The organism is Vibrio fluvialis (assembly GCF_900460245.1).
GTDB classification, from domain to species: Bacteria; Pseudomonadota; Gammaproteobacteria; order Enterobacterales; family Vibrionaceae; genus Vibrio; species Vibrio fluvialis.
In genome coordinates, this window is sequence record NZ_UHIP01000002.1 from 1527961 (window position 1) to 1551342 (window position 23382).

Annotated in this window: 15 protein-coding genes; 6 read left to right on the forward strand and 9 right to left on the reverse strand. The window is 49.5% G+C overall.

Translation table 11 applies throughout. The annotated features are described in order from the left end of the window. Positions 1 to 130 precede the first annotated feature (130 nt). Both DYA43_RS22035 and cqsA read left to right on the forward strand, forming a co-directional pair. Complete coding sequence (locus DYA43_RS22035) at positions 131 to 1087, forward strand: TDT family transporter (protein ID WP_061056082.1); 957 nt, start codon at positions 131 to 133, stop codon at positions 1085 to 1087. Between the two features lie 218 nt (positions 1088 to 1305). Continuing rightward, positions 1306 to 2487, forward strand: a complete 1182-nt coding sequence (cqsA, locus tag DYA43_RS22040; RefSeq protein WP_061055705.1) for an alpha-hydroxyketone-type quorum-sensing autoinducer synthase — start codon at positions 1306 to 1308, stop codon at positions 2485 to 2487. Between the two features lie 35 nt (positions 2488 to 2522). Here the strand turns inward: cqsA and DYA43_RS22045 are convergent, their stop codons facing one another. The 4 genes from DYA43_RS22045 to cra all read right to left on the reverse strand — a co-directional run bounded on the left by DYA43_RS22045 (position 2523) and on the right by cra (position 10062). Continuing rightward, complete coding sequence (locus DYA43_RS22045) at positions 2523 to 4571, reverse strand: ATP-binding response regulator (protein WP_020432686.1); 2049 nt, start codon at positions 4569 to 4571, stop codon at positions 2523 to 2525. Positions 4572 to 4709: 138 nt separating this feature from the next. Continuing rightward, positions 4710 to 7751 (reverse strand): SbcC/MukB-like Walker B domain-containing protein, encoded by a 3042-nt coding sequence (locus DYA43_RS22050; protein WP_061055706.1) that lies wholly within the window; start codon positions 7749 to 7751, stop codon positions 4710 to 4712. Between the two features lie 3 nt (positions 7752 to 7754). Further along, positions 7755 to 8897 carry an exonuclease SbcCD subunit D gene (locus DYA43_RS22055; protein ID WP_061055707.1) on the reverse strand — a complete coding sequence of 381 codons (1143 nt, stop codon included), beginning with the start codon at positions 8895 to 8897 and terminating at the stop codon, positions 7755 to 7757. 181 nt (positions 8898 to 9078) lie between these two features. Continuing rightward, the gene (cra, locus tag DYA43_RS22060; RefSeq protein WP_024375459.1) at positions 9079 to 10062 is read right to left on the reverse strand and encodes a catabolite repressor/activator; all 984 of its coding nucleotides are present in this window, start codon (positions 10060 to 10062) and stop codon (positions 9079 to 9081) included. Between the two features lie 330 nt (positions 10063 to 10392). Here cra and fruB point away from each other — a divergent pair, with 330 nt between their 5' ends. Genes fruB through fruA form a run of 3 tightly spaced genes read left to right on the forward strand, consistent with a single transcriptional unit; the run spans position 10393 to position 14251 of the window. Further along, a complete protein-coding gene (fruB, locus tag DYA43_RS22065) occupies positions 10393 to 11526 on the forward strand; it encodes a fused PTS fructose transporter subunit IIA/HPr protein (protein ID WP_061055708.1) in 1134 nt (377 codons plus the stop codon). Positions 11527 to 11536: 10 nt separating this feature from the next. Then, the gene (gene pfkB, locus DYA43_RS22070) at positions 11537 to 12490 is read left to right on the forward strand and encodes a 1-phosphofructokinase (protein ID WP_024375458.1); all 954 of its coding nucleotides are present in this window, start codon (positions 11537 to 11539) and stop codon (positions 12488 to 12490) included. A gap of 18 nt (positions 12491 to 12508) precedes the next feature. Further along, on the forward strand, positions 12509 to 14251 hold the full coding sequence (gene fruA, locus DYA43_RS22075; protein ID WP_055453494.1) for a PTS fructose transporter subunit IIBC: 1743 nt from the start codon (positions 12509 to 12511) through the stop codon (positions 14249 to 14251). Between the two features lie 155 nt (positions 14252 to 14406). On the opposite strand, the gene DYA43_RS22080 is transcribed toward fruA, so the two are convergent. The 4 genes from DYA43_RS22080 to nrdD form a co-directional block, all read right to left on the reverse strand. Then, positions 14407 to 15078, reverse strand: coding sequence for an ATP-dependent zinc protease family protein (locus DYA43_RS22080; RefSeq protein WP_020328460.1), 672 nt, complete (start codon positions 15076 to 15078; stop codon positions 14407 to 14409). Positions 15079 to 15104: 26 nt separating this feature from the next. Further along, on the reverse strand, positions 15105 to 16286 hold the full coding sequence (locus tag DYA43_RS22085; protein WP_061055709.1) for an amino acid aminotransferase: 1182 nt from the start codon (positions 16284 to 16286) through the stop codon (positions 15105 to 15107). A gap of 73 nt (positions 16287 to 16359) precedes the next feature. After that, a complete protein-coding gene (nrdG, locus tag DYA43_RS22090) occupies positions 16360 to 16827 on the reverse strand; it encodes an anaerobic ribonucleoside-triphosphate reductase-activating protein (RefSeq protein ID WP_020328458.1) in 468 nt (155 codons plus the stop codon). A gap of 4 nt (positions 16828 to 16831) precedes the next feature. Next, entirely contained in the window at positions 16832 to 18952 is a 2121-nt protein-coding gene (gene nrdD, locus DYA43_RS22095; protein ID WP_024375453.1) for an anaerobic ribonucleoside-triphosphate reductase, read from the reverse strand. A gap of 293 nt (positions 18953 to 19245) precedes the next feature. On the opposite strand from nrdD, the gene DYA43_RS22100 reads away from it, so the two are divergent. Then, positions 19246 to 20148 carry an endonuclease/exonuclease/phosphatase family protein gene (locus DYA43_RS22100; RefSeq protein WP_172465309.1) on the forward strand — a complete coding sequence of 301 codons (903 nt, stop codon included), beginning with the start codon at positions 19246 to 19248 and terminating at the stop codon, positions 20146 to 20148. 72 nt (positions 20149 to 20220) lie between these two features. Here the strand turns inward: DYA43_RS22100 and DYA43_RS22105 are convergent, their stop codons facing one another. Further along, positions 20221 to 23382, reverse strand: coding sequence for an efflux RND transporter permease subunit (locus DYA43_RS22105; RefSeq protein ID WP_061055710.1), 3162 nt, complete (start codon positions 23380 to 23382; stop codon positions 20221 to 20223).

The window sequence follows — 23382 nt, forward strand, 5'->3', positions numbered from 1 at the left end:
ATTGTTACACAAATTTATCCAATTCTTGATAGAATCGCCGCGCACTTAACATTGAGTACGCGGCGATTGTTTTTTAACACATTCTCGCCCTGTTCGGTGCCGTTAGACGTCAATAAAAGGGAGTTTGGTGTTGAACTGGAAAAGACTGATTCAGGTACAAAGTGTTCCGCCTTCGCAGGCAGCACTGGCATTGGGTGTGATTGGCCTTGGTCAGGCTTGGGCACTCTATGTTCCGGAAATCGGTTTAGCCCTTCGTCCTTACTTAGTCGTCGCTGGCGCTATTTTGCTGCTTCCGGTACTCGCACGTTACCTCACCAGTTATTCCACCTTTATCAACGATATCCGTCATCCGTTGTCGGGGAGCCTGATGGCGCCGATGAGTATGGCGTTGCTCATCCTGTGTGACTATCTGGCTGTCATCTCCCCCACCATTGCGTATCCGATTTGGGCCATAGCCCTTTTGCTGCACTTCACCATGATGATGCTGTTCTTCAGCTTTCAATTGCTCGATTTTAAAATGTCGAACATTGTACCGAGCTGGTTTCTTTACCCCGTCGGTTTGATCAGTAGTTCACTGGCTGGCACTCAGTTTGGCCACACGCTGTTTTCGGAAACCCTGGTTACCGTATGCATCGCTATCTATTTCTTCATGTTACCGCTGGTGCTGTACCGCTTGGTCTTTGAGGGTATGCTACCAAGACGAGCCCGACCGACCTTGGCCATTATGGCCGCCCCGATTAACCTCACCCTTGCCAGCTATCTGGTGAATTTCCCACACCCTGACCCAATCCTGACCGGCGCGCTGGCTGGCATTGCCATTACCATGACGCTGCTGATTTATCTCTGCTATATCCGCCTGCTGCGATTAAAGTTCCAGCCATCTATTGCCGCGGTGACGTTCCCTTCCGTAATCAGTGCAATTGCCATGCATCGCCTGACCAGCTTCTTTCAGGATCAGTTCCCACATTGGCACTGGCTGCACAGTTTCGGTTTGTTCGAATTAAGTGTCGCAACCGGATTAGTCATCTGGGTGTCTTACGGGTACGTCAAAATGTACTGGCCTGAGATATTCCCAAAAGCTCAATAATATTGAATCTTTAGATTTATTTAATATTACGCGTTGCACGCGTTTATTTGTATCGCACTCGCCGAGTGTAATGTTTATGGCGGAATAGCAAACTCAATATAACTCAGTTTGCTGTTGCTTCCAAAATATTCAAATTTGGCGAATGCATTTTTACTCAACATCATCCATATATCCTTTGTCAGCTGGCATTAAATTTTAATTAGAAGGATATTTTCACCATGAAAACTGATGCCAAAAATAATCGGTTACCTGAGTTTATTCAGGACCGTTTAAATTTCTTCGTTCGCGATTTAATTCAAAGTAATAACAACGGTAAACATCTGGTATTAGGTAAACGCCCTTCACAAGGCGATATTGTTTTACAAAGCAACGATTACCTCAGTCTGGCTAACCATCCGTTGATTCGTGCGCGTTTGAAAAAGGCCATCGACGATACTCATGACAGCGTCTTTATGTCGGCGATTTTCCTGCAGGATGATGAGTCGAAACCAAGCCTGGAACATCAACTGGCAGAGTTCGCTCACTTTGACTCCTGCCTGCTGTCGCAATCGGGCTGGAATGCCAATACCGCTTTGCTGCAAACCATCTGCGCGCCAGGAAGTAATGTCTATATCGACTTCTTTGCTCATATGTCTATGTGGGAAGGCGCTCGTTACGCGAATGCCACTATTCATCCGTTTATGCACAACAACTGCGACCATTTACTTAAGCAGATAAAACGCCATGGCCCGGGAATTATCGTCGTCGATTCAATCTACAGCACCATTGGCACCATTGCGCCGCTAGCTGAATTAGTCGCGATCGCTAAAGAGACCGGCAGCGCTATTCTCGTTGATGAATCGCACTCTCTTGGCACCCACGGTAAGAATGGCGCAGGTTTACTGGCAGAGTTAGGTTTATCTGATCAAGTGGATTTTATGACTGCGAGCCTGGCAAAAACGTTTGCTTATCGGGCGGGAGTTATCTGGGCAAATAATAACGTCAATCAGTGCGTTCCATTCGTGGGTTATCCGGCGATATTCAGCTCAACAATTTTGCCTTATGAAATTGCAGCTCTCGAAGCAACGCTGGATGTGATTAAATCCGCCGATGAACGACGTGAGCGTTTATTTCATAATACACATATATTGTCTAAGGGATTAAATAGCCTTGGTATTAATATTCGCAGTCAATCGCAAATAATAGCGTTAGAAACTGGAGATGAAAGAAATACAGAAAAAGTCCGCGATTATTTAGAAGATAACGGTATTTTTGGCGCAGTATTTTGCCGACCAGCCACATCGAAAACTAAGAATATTATTCGCTTGTCATTAACCAGTTCTGTCACTGCTGAACAGATCGACCGTATTTTATCGGTCTGCCAAAATGCGGTAAACAGAAGCGACCTTTACTTTAAATAACCACGGGAGACCTAGCTCTGGACCTCCGTTCAGAGCTAGATCCAGTTTGCCAGTTTACCAAGTAGTTTGTCTTTATCAGCGGGTTTAACGATGTAGTCGTTCATGCCCGATTTATGAATTTTTTCGATCGTCATCGGGCTGTTATCGCCCGTATGCCCGACAATAGGAATGTGGCGGTACGGCTTGTCCGAATCACGAATAACCCGTGTTGCTTCTATGCCATCGATAAACGGCATTTCGATATCCATCAGGATCAAATCGAAATCGCTGCTCTCGACCGCATCCAACGCCTGTTGACCATCATTTGCCTGTACCACTTCATAACCCTGCTTTTCTAGCATCAACGCGGTGAAGGTACGCAACGACTGGTTATCATCCACCACCAGAATACGGCGTTCATACGTCTGTTTCTTCTGCGGAATCACGTTGCGATCCTGAACCAGTTCCGCGACATCAAAGAACAGCTTGTCCAGTTCTTTGTCCGTATCCCGTAACATCTGACGAATGTCCAGCGGCGTTACGCGTAAATGGCGCTCAATATTGATCGGATATTCCCGCTGTTTATCAAACAGGTAGACAATTTGCGCTTCAGTAAAGTGCAGTTTACTTTCCAGTTCGACCACCGATTGCCAGTGATCTTCAATCTGTTCGAGATCCAGCACAATGGCATCATATTCGAATTCATACTCTTCGCGTACCAGAGCTTCCTGCAACGTCACAAGGTGCAGACGGAATCCCTGATAAAACGATGTCTCACTTAAATGGCGACTCATTAATCCTTGTGTTCCAATATACAGAACGGATTTATTTTTCATCAGATCCAGTTTGATGTGTGAGACTTCCTGCGACTCATACAGAGGGAAACTCAGAGTAAATTCGGTCCATTCCCCCAGCACCGACGCACACGCAATGTTACCGCCAAAAGATTTCATCACTTTGCGGCAGAAGGGTAATCCAAGTCCGTAGCTGCCATTTTTACCGAAGGTATAAAAATCTTTAAAAATATCGTCGATGCGATCCGGCGCAATGCCTACGCCATTATCTTTGACCACGATGAGGTTCTGATTGCCCTGGGTTTTCAGGGTCACATCAATATGGAATTGCTCGCTGTTCTGATAATAGAAGGCGTTTTTCAGCAAATTATACAGTGCAAATTTCAACAGCGTATCACTGCCGAAATAGTCGAAGTCGTCCTCGACCACTAAAGTCACCGATTGACGATCAATCGCACGCTTATAGGAGAACGAATGCAACGCGTAGTCAACGACTTCGCGCGCCGACTGCTTCCTGAACGTGGAACGCGATACTCGGTTCTCATCGATCGAGGTCAGTAACAGATCGATGGTTTCATTACCGGTGTGAATAACGTCGTCGGCATTATCGAGAATCTCATGCAGCAACGTCAGATCTTGCTCATCAATATGCGCGCCACGTGAGATGTTATTTTGAGCCGGAAGAATGGAGCGCAATACATCAACCGATGACTTCAATGCACTCAGCGGGTTACGCATTTCATGCGCGATGCCCGCTCCGAACGATTTGGCAATGGAGACTTTTGATTCGTGAGAGCTCTGGTTCCTGAAATAAAACAGGTTACCAAACACATAGGTGAATAGGAAAATCGGTACGTACGGCCACAAAATATACTGTTGCGGCTCATAGTGCTGAATCCAATACACCGCACCGTAGGCTGCCAATATGGATATCGCGGCCTGGAGCAGCATAACTTTGGTCTCATGCACCAGCAGAATGTGCAGGAATATTGATGCCATAAAGGACATCGCCCATACGGTCGACCAGTCATTCATCAGCATCATATAAGCGAAGAAGAATGGCAGGCAGAAACCTATCATAAACAGGTAATAATACGGCAGATACCGCTGCCATAATTTGGGCACGGAATTACGAAACGCGATGCCACCGAACAAACACGAACAAAAGCTTCGTAGCAGCAACGATTCGTATGGCTGTGGAAAGACGTACTGCCAAATATAGTAGTAGAGTGGAAAACCAATAAAGCCCATCCACCCCACGAGGGTGAGGTTAGGCTCAGCATACTGGTAAATTTTCTTTACTACTTCCATGTGCTCTTACCAAACTCTGATTTAATCATTATTAGACGAGTTACTATTTTATCTGCTGTTCAACAAACAGTGACGGCTTCCATAATGCACTACTAATAACACGTAGCACAAATGAAACCGGATGCCTACTACAACCAGTTATGCGACTAACTTAATCGAACTGCCACGGCCGCTGGTTTCAACGTCCAACCTCAATGAAATTTGCTCTTTCAGTTCTGTAACGTGAGAGATGATCCCAATGGTTCTTCCCCCTTGTTGCAAGTCGATGAGGGTTTGAATCGCCAAATCTAACGATTCAGGATCCAAACTGCCAAAACCTTCATCAATAAACAGGGTATCTAGCCTAATCCCCCCGCTGTATGACTGAACGACATCCGATAAGCCCAGCGCGAGAGACAGCGCTGCCATAAACGACTCACCACCCGATAGCGTCGCGACATCGCGCCACTTGCCGGTGTAGCCATCTTCAACCATCAGATCCAAACCAGATCCCGCGTTACCCTTCGCCCGCTCTTCTTTACGTTTGAGTAAGTAACGCCCTTTACTCATCATTTGCAGGCGTTGTGATGCCTGAATCAGAACATCATCCAGCAGCACGCCCAACACAAAGCGGTGTAAGCTCACTTTAGCCCCGGTACGACCGTTGGCGATGTCGCTTAATGTTCCATAGACCTGATACGCTTTATCCAGTTCCGCATTTTTTTCGTACAGACGAGCCAGTTTTTGTTCCACCTGAACCAAGCTGTCCATGCGTGAACGGTGCACGGCAAGTACGTTGAAGGCCGCGGTGACTGCAGACTGACGTTCCGCCAGTGCCGATTCTAAGTTTTCCATCTGTGGCAGAGTTTTATCCGCCAGAGATTGAACCAGACTTTCCAACTTACCTTTAAGCGTAGCCAGTCCTTCATCAAAACGACGAAGTTGTTCATCTAACGCAGCTAATGCCTGTTCATCCAGCTTGGCGGCCAGATACGCTTCGCGATCAGCAAACGGCGTTTCCGCCAACACCTGTTGCCACTGCTGCTGTACGCGTTTCACTTCACGACTCCATGATGTGTGTTGCTCCTGAGCACTGGCCAGCGCAGCTTGCGCGGACGACAGCTGATTTTGAGCAGCGTTCAGAGCAGCCCTTGCTTGCTGCTCCGCTTCCGTCAGCGCTTTAATCTGTTTCTGTACCTGACTGTAACGCTGACGCACTTCGTCCACATGAGTAAATTCAGAGGTAATATCGCGTTGCAGATCATTGACGCGTGTTTGCGCTTCCGCCACAGCGATTTCTGCGGTTTGACGGGCAGCCAGTTGATTGTCCAGCGTTTGCTTGGCGGCGTTGAAGCTAAATTCCAATTGCTGCAATTGCTGTTCAAGCTGAGCCGGATTGAGCGCCTGTAAGCGGGCAATTTCAGTGGTCAGTTGTGTTTGCTTCGCATGTAATTCAGCTAACTCGGGAATGCGTTTTTCTTTAATCGCGGTTTCAAGCAACTCAACATCCTGCTTGAGATGCTGATGCTCTGCTGTTAGAGCTTCATGACGCTTGAGTGCTTGTGTCTCAGTGTTCGCCGCTGTTTGCTGGTGATCACGCGCCTGCTGAACTTGTTCTTTCGTGACAACGTCACCAGAGAACTGCGCTAATTGAGGGTGCGAATAGCTGCCGCACACCGGGCAGGCATCACCTTCCTGTAACAGCTTGGCCAACTCCGCCGCTTGGTTGGTATGCCAGACGTATTCGAGTTGATCAGCCCTTTGCTTCGCCAGACGCGTCTTTTCTTGCGCTTCCTTATAAGCCTGCTCCGCTTGCTGATGCAGTTGCGCCTTGTCGTGCAGCTGTTGTGTCAGTTGTTGCAGACGTGTGCGTCGCTCAATATGTTCACTGATGATATTCAGGCTCGAACGTTGGCTATCCAAAGTAGCCAGTTGCAGCTGAGCCGCCTCTTTCTCTTTGCGTTTCACCTGAATTTGTTGGTCCAGTGTTTGCAGTGCCGACTCAGCTTGCTGAAAAGCGTGTTTAGCGCTGGTAAACAATTGTGACGCCGCCGCCAGTTGTTTTTGCTGTTCATCCAGTGCCGCAAACTTCTTACCTGTTGCTTCCAACTGATGAAGTTGGGCGGTTAAAGACTCAAGCTGGCTACAATTGCTTATCGCCGCCTGATACACCGTATCCGCTTCCGTGACTTGCTTTGTTGCAAGCGCCACGGCATCTGTTCTGGCAACCACCGCACTTTGAGCTTGGTTAAGTTGCTTTTCCGCCGCGTTCATTTCGTTGAACGGAGAGTCCAGACGAGCGGCCTGCAATGCTTGCTGCTTGCGAGCGCGGACAACGTCCATTTCACTCTGCTTGGCCACCTCAAGCTGCAACTCTTTGTCCAATGCTTCTTTTTGCGCAAACTTCTGTTGCAGCTCTATCGCTGCGCCGTGTTGCTGTTTCACCGTATCCAGCGACGTTTGTGCCGCTTGATACGATATTTCCGCCTCTTTCAAAACGGGCGCCAGCTTGCTTTTCTCGTCTTTCAACTCCTCTTCAGAGCTCACCGACACCACATCCAGCGCACCTTTAATCTGGTTATCAAATTCGTCTTTTTCTTTACGAATCCCTGCAGCGCGTTCAAACAGCGTACGTTCAATCTGGGTATAGATATGCGTTTGAAATAGCTGGCCGAAAATCTGTTCACGCTCTTTCGAGTTGGCGATCAACAGCTCACGGAATTTCCCCTGCGGTATCACCATCACTTGGCGGAACTGTTTTACATCCAAGCCAATCAAGTCAACCATCGCTTTGGCGACCGGACTTGGGCGGTTCGCCAGCAGTTTTTCCTCGCCTTCGACGATTTCACACAGTGTCGCGCTATGCGATTTCTTGGTCGTGCCTTCACCCCGTTTTTTCGGTACTTCCTGATCCGGGCTGCGGGTCACGTTGAACACCCGGCCATTCAGTTCAAACATGAACTGGATTTCAGTCAGCAAACCTTCTTCGGCGTAATCACAGCGCATCTGATCGCCCGTGCGTTCACTGCCCGTCGTTTCGCCATACATCGCATAACAGATCGCATCAAGAATCGAGCTTTTCCCCGCTCCCGTCGGACCATTAATTAAGAACAGTGGCGCATGACCGAGTTCGGTAAAATCCACCACTTCTTGGTACGCAAATGGACCAAAGGCTTGTAGAGTCAGTTTAATCGGACGCATAAATCAGTGTTGTTCCGTTTGTTTGAGTGACTGGATGACTTCGGCCATCGCCGACTCTTGTTGTTCGGACAGCGGCTCTTGCTTCGCCTCAAGGAAAAAGTCACGGAACATATCCATTTCACCACGGGCCAGACGCGCGCGTCCCATCTCCTGGTCGACGCCAATCAGCATGCCGGGCTTTTCGAGGTGCAAAACGTTCGGATAGACCTTACGTAACTTTTCCATTGGATCGAGAATGGCGTGTTTGTCATGCAGGCGCACCAAAAGATAGTCGTGAGCACTCGGATCGGTTTTGCCTTGTTCAAGCAGTTGATCCAACTCACCTTCGATAATACGCATGTCATGAGGTGCGCTCAGTGGAATGTGCTCTGCGGCAACAAAGCCTGCATCATTCAGCTCGACCAGTGTCATTCCTTTTTTCTGATGCTGCTCTGAGAAACTGTATTTCATCAGTGAGCCGGAGTAACGAATGTGTTCTTCACCCTTTTTTTGCGGCTGATGAAGATGGCCCAGTGCCACATAATCGAAATCAGCAAAGTGTTCGTGGTTAACACGATCTGAACCACCAATCGACAGAGGACGCTCTGAATCCGATTCCATCGCTCCATCGACAAAGCAATGACTGATCAATACGTGACGTTGTGACGTATCACGTTGCGCTTTAATACATTCACACAGAAACTGGTGCGCTTCATCGTGAGTAGTGACGCTGTTTTGGTAGTGATGGCGAACTTGTTCCGGGTCGTTGTAAGGCATCCCATAGAAAGCAACGTCGCCAGCCTGCTCAGATTTCAGTACCACAGGTGTCATCATCTGCTCAAAATCGCTGATGATATGTAATCCTGCGCCTTTCATTTGTTTCGCGGCAAAACCGAGACGCTTGGCACCATCATGATTACCGGGAATCATAATCATCGGAATATTGAGGTCCGTGCAAATCGAACTTACCACTTCATCAAGCAACTCAATCGCCACGGTTGGCGGAACGGAACGATCGTAAACATCCCCGGCGACGATAACCGCATCGACGGCGTTATTTTTCAAATAATCAATCAGTTGTTTAAGGACGTAACGTTGATCTTCCAGAAGGGACACATTGTGAAACTGGCGACCTAAGTGCCAATCAGAGGTGTGCAGAAACTTCATTCCTAGCCTGTTGAACGAATATCTATGAGTAATTTGTGCTTATGATACTCGTTTTAAATGGAATTGCGATGAATGAAAGGAAAAGATTGAACATAGATCGATCCCTGCGGCACTAGGTGCCACAGAGATCGACGCTAAGACAGAATGAATGATTATTCATTCTCCTTCGAATATTGTCGATTTAACGAGTTCGTACTTTCAAACGGCGCGGAACCAATTCGACCCCGGCCTGATAACGTTTCGCAGAAGCATTGAGCGCGAGAGCCAGCGCACTATCGGCGATCACTTCAAATTGCTGCGGCAAAGAATTCACTTTTATCGGCAAGAAATCCAGCAAACGATTATCACCGAACGTTGCCAGACGAATGGTTTGCATTAAATCCGGGTGCGCCAAGAGCACATCCAAAATCCCTTCCAGCAGCGTATATGACGTTGCGACAACGGCATCCGGGACGTCTCCGGCAGCGACCCATTGTTCAAACACCCGGCGGCCTTCATGGCGGTTAAAGTGTTCGCCATAACCCACTTTGGCTTGGATGTGATTGAGTTTGAGCGCAGATTCGAAACCTTGTTGACGCTCCTGCGAAATGTTCAGTTCAGGCAGCGCGCCAACCAAACCCACCGTTTTAACTGCGTTGCCCAATACTGAACTGGTGAGTTCAAAGGCCGCGCCAAAATCTTCGCTGATTACACAGGCAAAGTATTCGTCGTCCAACGGACGGTCAATCGCGATTACTGGCGTACCAGAGTTTTGCATTTTGAGGTAAAACTCGCTGGCATTTGGCATGGTGCTGGCGACAAACAGTGCGTCAATGCGGCGCGAAACCAGCGCATCCGCCACACTCATTTCGGTTTCCGGATCATCGTCTGAGCAGGCAATCAGAATCTGATATCCAGCCTGCCTTGAATTTTGCTCCAACAGTTTTGCGAGCCTGGCATAACTGGTGTTTTCCAGATCAGGAATAATCAGGCCGAATGAACGGCTGTTACCAGCTCGCAACGCCGAAGCGGCGTGGTCTGGTCGGTAGTTGTGAGCTTCGACTACCGCCATCACTTTTTGTTGTGTCTTCTCACTGATCCGATACTTATGTGCCTTTCCATTGATCACATAACTTGCGGTTGTCTTGGAAACACCCGCCAATTTGGCGATTTCATCTAGTGTCATATCCACTACTCGTGTTCTGTGCGTCGGATCATAGAAATAACCTTTCGATCCTTGATGATGTTGAATTATACGCTGAATCGATTCAGTATTGAAGCTGAAAGGATTCAGCAAAATCTCAAATTGATAGCGATGTCGAGTTTTTGGAGCTTAGCGCTTTTTTAAACTAAACATATAACAGCAAATGATTTCGCCAATTGGTGGTTTTGCTGAATTTTTTGAACTAAATGCTGAAACGATTCAGCTAAAATTATAAAGCAGGGTAACACCTGACGCCGCAATTGCCATGCGGTGACAACAAAACGCCATATCGATGGCGGAAAGGGGCCAAACATGCTGCAACTCACTACTAAAGACATTCAACTGGCGCAAGCACAGTCAAACAAGTTGGATGCAATCCGTTCTATCGCCGCTGATCTTGCTAACAAAGGGTTAGTCGATCAGGGCTACGTGGAAGGTATGCTGAACCGCGAAGCACAGAACTCAACGTTTCTGGGCAACGGTATTGCCATTCCTCACGGCACCACTGATACCCGTGATCTGGTAAAAGAAACCGGCGTTGCGGTTCACCACTTCCCTGCTGGCGTTGACTGGGGCGACGGTAACACCGTTTACGTGGCTATCGGTATCGCTGCAAAATCTGACGAACACTTAGGCATCCTGAAACAGCTGACTAAAGTGCTGTCTGCTGACGGTGTAGAAGAGAAACTGAAACAAGCGAAAGCCGCAAACGACATCATCGCGTTACTGAACGGCGACGTTCAGTTTGAAGCCGACTTCGACGCCTCTCTGATTCAACTGCTGTTCCCGGCAAGCGACATGGTACAGATGAGCGCAGTGGCTGGCGGCCTGCTGAAAAACACTGGCTGCGCAGAAGCGGAATTCGTCGCGGATTTGGTCACTAAAAAGCCAACGCACCTAGGTAAAGGTTTGTGGCTGGTGAGCAGCGACAAAGCGGTAAAACGCACTGGCATGTCATTTGTTTCGACAGCCAATGCGTGTGAATACGAAGGTGTGGCTGTTAAAGCGCTGATTGCGTTTGCTGCATGCAACAGTGCTCATCAAGCCTTCCTGAGCAAAATCTCAGACATCGTCTTTAACCAACAGCAAGAAAAACTGCTGAACACCTCTGCGGAAGCTCTGGTTTCCCTGTTCACTCAAGAAGAACAAGAGTCTCCTGCTGCTGGCGAAGGTAATGTTGCAATCTTCAAGATCAAAAACTCACACGGCCTGCACGCCCGCCCTGGCGCGATGCTGGTTGCGGAAGCGAAGAAATTCGAGTCCAACATCAAAGTGGCGAACCTTGATGGCGACGGCAAAATCGTAAACGCGAAGAGCCTGATGAAAGTGATTGCGCTCGGCGTAAAACACGGTCACCAACTGCAATTCACCGCAGAAGGCCCAGATGCCGCGCAAGCGCTGGAATCCATCGGTGCAGCGATCAACGCTGGTCTGGGTGAAGGTTAAGGAGCGCGACATGACTAAAAAAGTCGTCACCATCACACTCAACCCTGCGCTGGATCTCACTGGTAGCCTGAGCACGCTGAATGTGGGCTCAGTGAGCTTGGTGAAAGAGAGCAATCTTCACGCGGCAGGTAAAGGTGTCAACGTTGCCAAAGTACTGAGCGATCTTGGCGCAGAGGTTACGGTTACAGGTTTCCTTGGCCGAGACAATCAGGAAATGTTCTGCCAGCTGTTTGCTGAAATGGGGGCCAACGACCAATTCGTGCGCATCGACGGCGCGACCCGCATCAACGTCAAACTGGTTGAAGCGAACGGTGAAGTCAGCGACATCAATTTCCCGGGTATTCAGGTGCTTCCTGAAGACATCGCGGTATTTGAGCACACTCTGATGGCTCTGGCTGAGGAACACGAATACTTCGTCATGGCGGGCAGTCTGCCATCCGGAGTGTCACCTGAGCTGTGCGCTTCGTGGATTGAAAAGCTGCACGCGCTGGGCAAGAAGGTTCTGTTTGATAGCAGCCGCGACGCCTTGGCCGCAGGGCTGAACGCACAACCTTGGCTGATTAAGCCAAACGATGAAGAACTTTCTCAATTTGTGGGACGTGAACTTCACTCTCCGCAAGAGTGCCGCAGCGCTGCTGAACATCTGGCAGACAAAGGTATCGAGAATATTGTGGTTTCCATGGGTGCCGACGGCACCATGTGGTTAAACCAAGGTAAATGGCTTCACGCTAAGCCGCCACGCATGAGTGTTGTCAGTACCGTTGGTGCGGGCGATACCCTGGTGGCTGGTTTGTGCTGGGGTCATATGCAAGCCATGAATAAAGAAGAACTGATCACGTTTGCCACTGCCCTGTCTGCTCTTGCAGTTACGCAGGTAGGTGTTGGTGTACCAAGCGTTGAGCAATTAGTCACCCTACAAAAAGAAATCCAATTACAACCAGTTAGTGTTGCCACTAACAACTAAGGACAGAAGGTCGCATCTATGAATATTGCCATTATTACTGCGTGCCCTAGCGGCGTTGCAAATAGCATTATCGCTGCTGGTCTGCTTGAACAGGCAGCAAAATCCCTCAACTGGACAGCAGCTGTTGAATGCCATTCATCCGTGCTGGAAGGACACACACTTACCGACGCTGAAATCGCAGCTGCAGAGCTGGTGATTGTCGCGGCAAATACGCCCATCGACACAACTCGTTTCGTCGGTAAAAAAGTATATCAAAGCGAAATCTCAGCATGCACAAGCGATCCGGTTGCCTACCTGAAAGCCGCTGCAGAGCAAGCCTCTGAACTTTCCGCGTCAGCTGCGACTACGTACCAGGCGCCGGTTGCTGCAGTTTCGGAAGGCGTTAAGAAAATTGTCGCGATCACCGCATGCCCAACAGGCGTGGCGCACACTTTCATGGCGGCAGAAGCTCTGGAAGAAGAAGGTAAGCGTCGTGGTCACCAAATCAAAGTGGAAACACGCGGTTCTGTTGGCGCCAAAAACCAGCTGACTGAGCAAGAAATTGCTGAAGCGGATCTGGTGATCATTGCGGCAGACATCGAAGTACCACTGGACCGTTTCAACGGTAAGAAAATGTACCGTACCAAGACAGGTCCTGCGCTGAAGAAAACCTCAGAAGAGATGGATAAAGCGTTCGCCCAGGCAACTGTTTATCAACACTCTGGTTCCGCGAACTCTTCAGCAGCAACGGAAGAGAAAAAAGGCGTCTACAAACACCTGATGACAGGCGTATCACACATGCTGCCAGTAGTGGTTGCCGGTGGTTTGATCATCGCATTGTCATTCGTGTTCGGTATCGAAGCGTTTAAAGAAGAAGGCACACTGGCCGCTGCGCTGATGTCTATCGGCGGTGGGTCGGCCTTCGCACTGATGATTCCGGTTCTTGCAGGTTACATCGCGTTCTCCATCGCTGACCGTCCGGGGCTTGCACCGGGTTTGATCGGCGGTATGTTGGCAAGCTCTATCGGCTCAGGTTTCTTGGGTGGTATCGCTGCGGGTTTCATCGCGGGTTACTCAGCCAAGTTCATTGCCGATAAAGTTCAGTTGCCACAATCCATGGAAGCACTGAAACCGATTCTGATCATTCCTTTTGTGGCTAGCTTAGTAACTGGTCTGGTGATGATCTACGTGGTGGGCGGTCCGGTTGCGGGCATCATGTCAGCAATGACTGAATTCCTGAACAACATGGGCTCAGCAAACGCTGTTCTACTGGGTATTATCCTTGGCGCAATGATGTGTTTCGACCTGGGTGGTCCGGTAAACAAAGCGGCATACACCTTTGGTGTTGGCCTGTTGGCTTCACAAACTTACGCACCAATGGCTGCCATCATGGCCGCGGGTATGGTTCCGGCTCTGGGTATGGGGCTGGCTACATTCCTGGCTCGCGACAAGTTTGAACCAAGTGAGCGCGAAGCGGGTAAAGCGTCGTTTGTTCTGGGTCTGTGCTTTATCTCAGAAGGTGCTATCCCATTCGCCGCGAAAGATCCAATGCGCGTAATCCCATCATGTATGGTAGGCGGCGCGATTACTGGTGCACTTTCTATGCTGTTCGGTGCAAAACTGATGGCTCCACACGGCGGTCTGTTTGTACTGCTGATTCCAAATGCAATCACTCCTGTACTGATGTACTTGGTTGCGATTGCTGTGGGTACCGTTGTAACAGGTGCGGGCTACGCATTCCTGAAGTCTCGCGCTCAAGCGAAAGACGCCGTTACCGCTTAATGTTCCCGTATTGGAGCCAACTACCGATCTTGGCTCCCCTTAAAAGTCCCCTCGACTTTTGCCAGTGAGTGTTTCACTCACTGGCTTTTTTCCATTCAGCACACGCATAAAAAAAGCCAACATCTGTTGGCTTTTCATTTATCAGTTCAACCCGCTTATTTGTGCTTAGGCTGAACAAATTTGCGGCTAACATCCACGACAGCAACGTCTTTAAAGAAGCTGCGCCCCAACAGAAGCGGGTAAGTCAGATGGGTTCGGTCAGCGAGTGTAAACTCGGTTTTCTCTTTCAGGTCACCGATCTGAATCCAGGCCACCACGACCGCACGGCGCTGCGTGTCATCAGTGCTTGACTGGCGAATATGAACCCAACGTTCAACCGGAAGACTGGTTTCCTCGCTCTTGATGCCTTCGTGTTCAATGCGGAATTTCACCCAGTCCTTGCCATCGCGTTCAAACGGCACCACATCGACAGCACTGATAGACGAAGTGGTTGCACCGGTATCAATACGAGCCAAGAAGTTTTCTTTCAAACCCGGAACATAAACCCATTCCTTTTCGCCCAGAATGAGCTTGCCGTCAGAAGTTTTCGTCGCTTTCAGCACGACCACTTCTTTCTTCACCTCTTTTTTCGGCTCTTCGACTTTGGGTTCAGACTTGGTATCAGCCACATCCTTGGCGCTTTCGGTTGCTTCCTGCTTAGGTTGTTCAACTTGAGTGGTTTGTTCCTTTTGATCCACATTGGCCGATGGTTCAGTCGACGTCGTTGCACAAGCAACCAGACCACCACTGAGCATCAGAGGAACCAGGAGTTTCCATTGTTGTTTCATTCATTCACCTAATCAAACTACTAACGTTATGAGACTTTAACTATCGCATCCGCAACGTAAGGAATATCTTTCTCCGTCAGGCCTGCGATATTGATACGGCCATCAGCCACACCATAAATACCGAACTCTTCTTGCAAACGAGCCATTTGCTCTGGCGCAAACCCCAGGACCGTAAACATGCCCTTGTGGCTTTCGATAAAGTCGAATTGTGCCGTATTATGTTGATTTCTCAACTCTTTACACAAGGTTTGACGAAGGCTTAACAAACGTTGTTGCATTTCACTCAGCTCTTGCTTCCAAATAGCCGTAAGCTGTTCGTTTTGTAACACGGTTTTGACAAGCGCAGCGCCATGATCCGGCGGCATGGTGTAGGTGGAACGTGCGAGCGTCAGCATTTTGCCTCGCGCATTCGCGACATCATTGGCATTTTTGCCCAACACAATAGCGACGCCAGTGCGCTCTCGATACAGACCGAAATTCTTCGAACAAGACGATGTCACCAACATCTCTTCAACATTGCTTGCCATGTGGCGCAGCCCTTTCGCGTCTTCTTCCAAACCATCCCCAAAGCCTTGATAGGCAATGTCGACAAACGGAATAAAACCATTTTTCTGTGATAGTTCGGTAATTGCCTGCCAAGCTGCAAAATCGATGTCAGCTCCCGTTGGGTTATGACAACAACCGTGCAGCAGAACCACATCTTTCGGACCGGCATGCGCCAAATCGCTCAGCATGCGGTCGGTATCCACCATTTTGGTATCGCGACTGAAGTAAGCATAGTACTTGACCTTCAGGCCTGCTGCTTCCATCACGGGTTTGTGGTTCACATAGCTCGGATCCGTGATCCAGACGGTTGTCTCAGGCTGAGCGACACGCATCAGGTCGCCCAGCATACGCAGCGCGCCGCTGGCGCCCGGAGTTTGAATAGCCGTCACACGTTCATTGACCAGTGACTCGCCCAGCACCAGGTTCAGCATGCTGCGGTTAAACTCTTCGCAGCCAGCAAGGCCAACGTAAGATTTGGTTTTCTGTGTGGATACGACGATATCCTGTGCCTGTTGCACAGCGCGCATGATTGGCGTTTCGCCTTGGCTGTTTTTGTACACGCCGATGCCAAGATCCACTTTTTCAGAACGAGGATCATTTCGGTAAGCAACGGACAAAGAGAGAATTGGATCTAAAGCTGGTGTTGGTAAGTGGGAAAACATGAAAGTCACAACCCTTTGAAATTCAAGTATGACTTTCAGTAAACACCAGATACGCGAAAACCTAAAGCGATTTTTACAATTTGAAGCAATGGATGACTTGATTGCTGCTGCCCCGCCAGTCAAGGCTCGGGTCAGCGTGCTCTTTCTCGAACTTCCCGTCGATTAACACATCAATCAGTTCGACCACGTCACGCTGCGCGTCATTGAGTTCAGCCAGCAAATAGCCCGTCCAGAGCCAGATATCTTTGCCCGGGCACTCTGCCCTCACCCGCTGCACGAGTTTAAGCACCGATGTGACGTTTTGCGGATGTAACGGATCGCCACCAGACAGAGACAAACCGCGGCGGAAAATCCGGCTATCGTTGAGATCGCGAATGATTTGGTCTTCCATGTCCTGAGTAAACGGATGACCAGAGTCGAGTGGCCAGGTGCTTTGGTTATAGCAACCACGACACTGATGAACGCAGCCGGAAACGAACAGCGTACAGCGCGTTCCCGGCCCGTTGACCACATCAATCGGATAGTATTGATGATAATTCATAGCGTTAAAGGTGTTTGACTCGGCGTTTCACTTCTTCCTGTTTACCGAAGTTGAACGGCCGTGCATCCGGGCTGCCGAGATAACCACACACACGGCGGGTAACGGAAACTTTGCTTGAGTCATGGTTGCCGCACTTAGGACACACGAAGCCCTTACTGGTACAGTCAAACTCACCAGTGTAACCACACTCGTAACACTCATCAATCGGCGTATTGGTCCCGTAGTAAGGCACGCGGGTGTAGCTATAGTCCCAAACGTTTTCCAGAGCTTCGATATTACGTTGCATATTCGGGAACTCACCGTAGCAGATGAAGCCACCGCTTGAGATATGCGGGTACGGCAATTCAAAATCGATCTTGTCGTACGGGTTCACTTTCTTCTCAACATCCAGATGGAAACTGTTGGTGTAGTAGCCTTTGTCGGTAACCCCTGCAATCACGCCAAACTCTTTGGTATCGATGCGGCAGAAACGGCTGCACAAGTTTTCACTCGGGGTGCCATACAGGCTGAATGCGTAGCCTGTTTCTTCTTTCCAGCTGTCTACTGCGTCACGCAGTTTACGGATGATATTGACCGCATGTTCACGCAGTTCGCTGTCATCGTATACGTGCTTGTCCTGACCAAACAGAGCATTAATCGTTTCGTGTACACCGATGTAACCCAGTGAAATTGAAGCGCGACCGTTTTTGAAGATCTGCGCAATCGAATCATTGGCATTCAAACGCACACCACATGCTCCTTCCATGTACAGAATCGGCGCAACGCGCGCTTTCACATTTTCCAGGCGGCTGATGCGAGTTTCCAGTGCACGGCGAGCCAGTTTCAGTTTGTCATCCAGCAGCTCGTAGAACTTGTTGAGATCACCCTTCGCTTTAATTGCAATGCGAGGCAGGTTCAGGCTGACAACGCCAAGGTTGTTGCGCCCCTCATGGACCAACTCACCATTCTCTTCATAGGTATTGAGGAAACTGCGGCAACCCATCGGCGTTTTGAATGAACCGGTCACTTCCACCACTTTGTCGTAGTTCAGAATGTCCGGATACATGCGTTTCGACGCACAGTCGAGCGCCAACTGTTTGATGTCGTAGTTGGGATCGCCTGCTTTGTGGTTAAGACCATCTTTGATGGCAAACACCAGTTTAGGGAACACAGCCGTTTTACGGTTTTTACCCAAGCCTGCAATGCGATTTTTCAGAATCGATTTTTGGATCAAACGCGATTCCCAGCTGGTACCCAAACCAAAGCCGAAGGTCACAAACGGAGTCTGGCCATTGGCGGTATGCAGTGTGTTTACTTCGTATTCCAATGACTGGAACGCGTCATAACACTCTTTCTCTGTACGGGCGCTGGCAAACTCTTCCGGACTGTGAATATCCCACTCTTTCGCGATCTCCAGATGTTTCTGATAGCTGGCAGTGACATAAGGTGCCAGCACTTCATCGATACGGTTGATGGTCGTACCACCGTAAATGTGGCTCGCGACCTGAGCAATGATCTGTGCAGTCACTGCCGTCGCGGTTGAAATGGATTTTGGCGTATCGATTTCCGCGTTACCCATTTTAAAACCGTGGGTCAGCATGCCTTTCAAGTCGATCAGCATGCAGTTAAACATAGGGAAGAATGGTGCGTAATCGAGATCGTGATAGTGCAGGTCGCCCTCTTCGTGCGCCTGAACAATATCGCGCGGCAAAATGCGGGTCTTCGCATAGTGTTTTGCCACAATACCCGCCAACAAATCACGTTGAGTCGGGATCACTTTGCCATCTTTGTTGGCGTTTTCGTTCAGCAGATCTGCATTGCTTTCCTGAATCAGGCCTTCGATCTCCTGGGTCAGTTTGCTCTGCTTCTCACGCGCGATGTCGCGATCATGTCGGTATTCAATGTATGAACGAGCTAATGCTTTGTAAGGCCCTTGCATTAGCTCGTTCTCTACCAGTGTCTGAATTTCTGCGATATGAACTTCATCGTATTCTTTGAGTTTGAGTTCGACCGCGAGCGCAACATTTAGCGCGTATATGGCGATTTCACTGCTGACTTCGTCTGCGGCACTTTCGACCGCAGCCTGGATACGATCTCGGTTAAACGGGGCTTTTGAGCCGTCGCGTTTGATTACGATAGGTTTCACCTTGTCTCCTTACCCCAGCATATTCACAGAATTATCCACAAATACACTATATAGGGCTTACCTTTATCCAACTGACACTATATGTTGTGTCGTATTAGACGAGATGACATAGGAAAAAGTATTGATTTAGATCAAGCGATCAGGGCCTATGGACAAGAACAAATCGATCTTATAGCTTGAGATCTCAAAGCTGAAAGAAACCCTAGAAACACTTTATTTTGTGATAAAAATAATTGCTTTTTGTGGAACACTGACAGCACGTGCTCTGAACCGAATCAATAAGAAGAAATGCGATGAAACGAAATAAAATCACCGCGATTTTAACGTCAGTCATACTGCTCACACTTTCTCCATGGGTATCGGCCAATACCCTGACCGTGAGCAGTTGGAATATCGAATGGCTGACGCTGAATCCGTCTGCACCGAAAGATAAAGGTAAACGCTCCGAGCAGGACTTCACCGCGCTCAGGCAGCACTTTGCGAAGCTCAATAGTGATGTTCTGGCTTTTCAGGAAGTGGATAGCATCGACGCAGTGGAAAATGTGGTGGGGCCAGGCTATCACGTCGTGCTGTCTGATCGCTCGCAGCCGAATCATGCCGGGCACCAGTTCGGTGACATAAACCAATACACCGGATTTGCCGTACGAAACGGAATTCCGTTTCGCGATCCACCGGACATCGACTTGTACGACAAACGTAATCACAAGCTGCGGTTTGCGGCTTATATCGTGCTCTATCCGGATACACCAAACGCGCTGCATACGTTGTCGGTACATTTAAAAGCGGGTTGCTCCGGCAAGTTTCAATCAAACCAGTCGAGCTGCCAGACACTACTTAAGCAAGGTAAAGCGCTGAATGCTTGGATAAAGCAACGCGAGTCGAAGCAGGAAGCGTATCTGATCATGGGCGACTTCAATCACAACCTTGCGTATCGTGGTGACTGGTTGTGGCAAACCATGACGCAGGGCACGAAAGCTGAGCCGACACTTGCCAGCCGGCAAACCCAAGCGACCTGCAAAGTGCGCTCCCGCCAGCAAGCCAATAAGTTGCATCAGTTCCGTTCGTTGATTGATCACGTCATCATCAGCCCTAACCTCAAAGCGGACGAAGCCCGGCAGGTTAACTTTGATAGCCAACAGGTACTGAGCTACCAACTGAGCGATCATTGCCCGCTGAGCAGTCAAGTGAGCTGGTAGGCATAAAAAAGCCCCGCCATCTCTGGCGGGGCAAGACACAAGTTACTCAAATCTATCGTTATCGCTTATGCTTCATTGCTGAAGTTCAAAGCGTTTTTTCATCACCACATAGTATAGGACGGGAATAACCAACAAGGTTAATATTGTCGAAACAAAAATCCCGAAAATCAGACTGATAGCCAAACCGTTGAAGATCGGATCGTCCAGAATGAACATCGCGCCAATCATCGCCGCCAGAGCGGTCAACATGATGGGTTTTGCCCGCACCGCCGCGGATTGAATCACAGCTTCTGAAAACGCCACACCCTGCTCGACCTGTTGATTAATGAAATCCACCAGCAGAATCGAGTTACGCACAATGATGCCGGCCAAAGCAATCATGCCGATCATCGATGTCGCGGTGAACTGCGCGCCAAGCATGGCATGACCGGGCATCACACCAATAATGGTGAGCGGAATCGGCGCCATGATGATGAGCGGTACCAAATAGGATTTAAACTGTGCGACGACGAGCAGATAGATCAAAATCATACCTACCGCATAGGCAATCCCCATGTCACGGAATGTTTCGTAGGTAATGGTCCATTCCCCATCCCATAATACCGCCACGCCGCTCAGACCATCCGGTTGATGAATATAGTACTGTTCCAGATTCATCTGCTGATCAAGCGTAGAACCAATAGTGAACATGCCGTACAGCGGGCTATCAATGTCACCCGTCATATCGCCCACCACCATCACCATCGGCACCATGTTTTTGTGCACGATGTAATCTTCCATTCGGGTCTGTTTGACACTGACCAGTTCTGACAGCGCATAAGCCTGTCCGCTCTGGCTGGATACATTCATGTTCAGCACTTGTTCAAGACGCACTTTCGCTGTTTCACTCGCCTGGATCTGCACCGGAATCGGGTACTTATTGTGTTCACTGTGCAGATAGGTGACAGGCTTACCACCCACAGCCGTCGCTAACGCGTCCACAATGGCTGAGTAAGGGACAGCCAGGCGCGCCGCTTTGCTGCGGTCGATATTCACCTGCCACTTCTGATGCGATTCCGGCAGATACATATCGACATCGACAATATCCTGAGTCTCACGGAAGATTTGACGCACCTGGCGCGCCGCCTGATGGCGAATTTCCGGTGTCGGACCATACACTTCCGCCAGAATTGGTGACCATACAGGCGGGCCCGGCGGGACTTCGACCACTTTCACCTTACCGCCAAACTTCAAAGCAACTTTGTTCAGCACGGGGCGAATCGAACTGGCAATCTCATGGCTGTCGCGGTCACGCTCCTTACGTCCAACCAAATTGACTTGAATGTCACCCTGATTGGCTTGTTCGCGCATAAAGTAGTGGCGAACCAGTCCGTTGAAGTTGATCGGCGCCGCCGTACCTGCATAAATCTGGTAGCCAGTCACTTCAGGCACTTTATTCAGTTCCTGTCCCATATCAAACAGCACGCGCTGAGTATGCTCAAGTGATGTACCTTCCGGCATATCCAACACCACCTGAAACTCTGACTTGTTATCAAACGGCAGCATTTTCAGCACTACGGCTTCGAACACAGGCAACGAGACCGAACCTGCGATCAGTGCCAATACAGCAAGCAGCAGCATAAAGCGGTTACGAGTTTGGTGTTTGGCGGTGACAAACGGCGTCATAATGCGATGGAATACGGAATTCGCGGCTTTCCCTTCGCTGTCGTGTTGGGCGGGTTTCAACAGATGTCCGGCGAGCCATGGAGACACCACAAAAGCCACCGCCAGAGAAATGAGCATCCCCATCGACGCGTTGATCGGAATCGGGCTCATATACGGCCCCATTAAGCCGCTGACAAACGCCATCGGCAACAGAGCGGCGATCACCGTTAGCGTTGCCAGAATGGTCGGGCCACCCACTTCATCAACTGCAGGCGGAATCAACTCCGCCAGTTTGCGTTTACCCATCGACATATGACGGTGAATGTTCTCCACCACCACGATCGCATCATCAACCAATATCCCGATGGAAAAGATCAATGCGAACAGCGACACGCGGTTGAGGGTAAAGCCCCAGGCCCATGAAGCAAACAGGGTGTTCATCAACGTCACGATCACTGCCAGCCCCACCACAATCGCTTCGCGCCACCCCATAGTCAGCAAGACCAGAATCACGACAGCGGTGGTGGCAAATGCCAGCTTACCAATCAAGGTGTTACTTTTGTCTGCGGCGGTTTTACCGTAATCACGGGTGATTTCAACCTTGATGCCATGCGGAATCAGCTGGTTTTGCAGCTCAACCACACGAGTTTCCACCGCTTTGGCGACGTCTACCGCGTTTTCACCACTCTTCTTAGCAATCGCCAGAGTTACGGCCGGATAGATCCCGTTCTTATCACTGGTCCAGACATTCTGGGTTGCGGTGTTTACGCCCAGCCCAACGGCCGCGATATCTTCCAAGTAAACAGGCAGACCATTGTGCACGCCAACCACCAACTGTTTGACATCCTCAACATGCGTCAAAAACTGACCGATTTGCAGCGGCAAGGTCTGATTATCACTGGTCAGTTCCAACACCGTTGAACGAGCATTCGCAGACGGAATACTCTGATTGAGCTGATCGATAGTGATACCAAAACTGTTCATTTTCGCAGGATCCAGACGCACATCGACAATGGTGTTGTGCCCGCCCACGGTGTAGATGTCGCGCGTGCCTTTAATACGCTTGAGTTCCGTTTCCAACCCATGCGCGACCTGAGTGAGCTGTTGCTGGTCATAGTGACCAGATTGGTCAGACAACGTGATATTTACGATCGGGACATCTTCAATGCCTTTTGGCTTGATAATGGGTTCCCCGACGCCCACACCTTGCGGCATCCAGTCTTTGTTGGAATAGAGCTTGTTATAGATGCGCACCACCGCATCATTGCGCGATACGCCAACCTTAAAGATGGCGACGATCATGGCGCCATCGGGCTGGGAAAAGGAATAGATTTTATCGATACCCTGAATTTCAGAGACGATTTGCTCTGCTGGAGTTGTAACCAGACTCTCCACTTCTGCAGGTGTTGCTCCGGGAAACGGAATATAGACATCGGCGAACGTCACATCGATTTGAGGTTCTTCCTCTTTTGGCGTGATGATAACCGCAAACAATCCCATGAGCAGGCCAACCAACGCCAACAAAGGCGTCATGGCCGAATTTTGAAAGGCCGCAGCGATGCGACCCGAAATACCGAGTCGTTTGTCCAT